Source organism: Pseudomonas sp. EGD-AK9 (genome assembly GCF_000465935.2).
GTDB lineage: Bacteria > Pseudomonadota > Gammaproteobacteria > Pseudomonadales > Pseudomonadaceae > Aquipseudomonas.
The window spans coordinates 1-1,462 of sequence record NZ_AVOF01000541.1 but is presented as its reverse complement, the minus strand read 5'-3'; the positions used below and the strand labels follow the sequence as shown (position 1 = coordinate 1,462).

The window sequence follows — 1,462 nt, the reverse complement described above, 5'->3', positions numbered from 1 at the left end:
CGCCGGCGGCGGTCAGGTGCAGGCGCCGCGTGGTGCGGTGCAGCAGCTGGCTGCCGAGGCTGCGCTCCAGGCCGCTGATGCGCTTGGACAACTGGCCCTTGCTGCAGCCCAGGCGCTCGGCGGCGGCGGTGAAGCTGCCGGCCTCGACCAGCAGGGCGAAGGCGACCAGGTCTTCCAGCTCGCTCATGGCGCGGCACTCATTGTTTCCATATGAGAACCAAAGGTTTCACATTGCCCGGATTATTGGCAACCCAATCCCGCCTAAGCTGGTTCCACACCCCCTCACTCAGGAGCCCCAGCATGAAAATCATCCTCGTCGGTGCCAGCGGCACCATCGGCCAGGCCATCGACCGCGAGCTGCGCGAGCGCCACGACATCGTCCGCGTCGGCCGCAACAGCGGCGAGCTGCAGGTGGACATCAGCGACCCGGCCTCGATCCGCCGCCTGTTCGAGCAGACCGGCCCGTTCGACGCGCTGATCAGCGCCGCCGGCAACGCCCATTTCGGCGCGCTGGAGGAACTCACCGCCAAGGAGTTCGCCGTGGGCCTGGACGACAAGCTGATGGGCCAGATCAACCTGGTGCTGATCGGTCGCGAGTTCGCCAACGACGGCGCCTCCTTCACCCTCACCTCCGGCGTGCTCAGCGAAGACCCGATCCGCTACGGCGCGGCGGTCAGCACGGTGAACGCCGCACTGGACGGCTTCGTCCGCGCCGCCGCCATCGAGTTGCCGCGCGGCCTGCGCATCAACGGCGTGAGCCCGACCATCCTCGAGGAGTCGCTGCCGGCCTACGGCCCCTACTTCCGCGGCTTCAAGGCGGTACCGGCGGCCACGGTGGCGCTGGCCTACGCCAAGAGCGCCGAGGGCCGGCAGACCGGCCAGGTGTACCGCGTGCTGTGAGCCGGGCGCTTGTCGCGCCGGCCCGACAACGGGAGCCAACCTGGCCGATTCGCCGTGGCGTCCGGGGGCCTGCACGCACCACATGCACCGCAGGTTCGACAGCGGCAAGGCGGTGCACCAGCCCCGGCAACGCCGACGCTCAGCGCTGCCTGGATAATGCCGCGGTCGGGGCGACCCTACGGCTCCGGCTTGTAGCCCAGGCGCAGCCCGCCCCAGTGGCGGCCCTGAACCTGGATTGGCACCGACAGGTCGTGCATCAGCTCGCCGGTGTCGCGCATATAGGTCTGCAGCAGCAGGCGCTGGCGGTGGCTGCCGCAACGGCTGCCGGTACGGTCGTTGAACAGGCGCTTGCCGCGGCTGCGCGCGGCGTCCCTGGCCGGGTCGCCGCTGGGCGGGTGGTTGAACGCGGCGTTGTGGGTCGGCACGTAGCCTTCGGGGGTGGTGGCGATGGCGAACACCAGCCCTTCGTGGCGTGCGAGCAAGGGCTCCTGCAGCGCCGGCAGCACCTGGTCGGCGTACTGGTCGAAGCGGGTGCGGTACTTCTGCGGCTGGGTGCCGGCAA

The 1,462-nt window shown here is 70.0% G+C and carries 2 protein-coding genes and 1 pseudogene; 1 reads left to right on the top strand and 2 read right to left on the bottom strand.

Translation table 11 applies throughout. The annotated features are described in order from the left end of the window. Positions 1-187 (bottom strand): LysR family transcriptional regulator (locus N878_RS20315; RefSeq protein WP_031303607.1); only part of this gene is annotated, 187 nt, incomplete at its 3' end. Positions 188-300: 113 nt separating this feature from the next. Between N878_RS20315 and N878_RS20310 the strand changes: the two genes are divergently transcribed. After that, positions 301-900, top strand: a complete 600-nt coding sequence (locus tag N878_RS20310; RefSeq protein ID WP_021445377.1) for a short chain dehydrogenase — start codon at positions 301-303, stop codon at positions 898-900. A gap of 176 nt (positions 901-1,076) precedes the next feature. On the opposite strand, the pseudogene N878_RS20305 reads toward N878_RS20310, so the two are convergent. Further along, a pseudogene (locus tag N878_RS20305) lies at positions 1,077-1,462 on the bottom strand (methyl-accepting chemotaxis protein); the annotation flags it as partial.

Bases quoted from the DNA above. Each gene is read 5' to 3' on its own strand.
- N878_RS20310 (WP_021445377.1), top strand. From the start codon at position 301: ATGAAAATCATCCTCGTCGGTGCCAGCGGCACCATCGGCCAGGCCATC.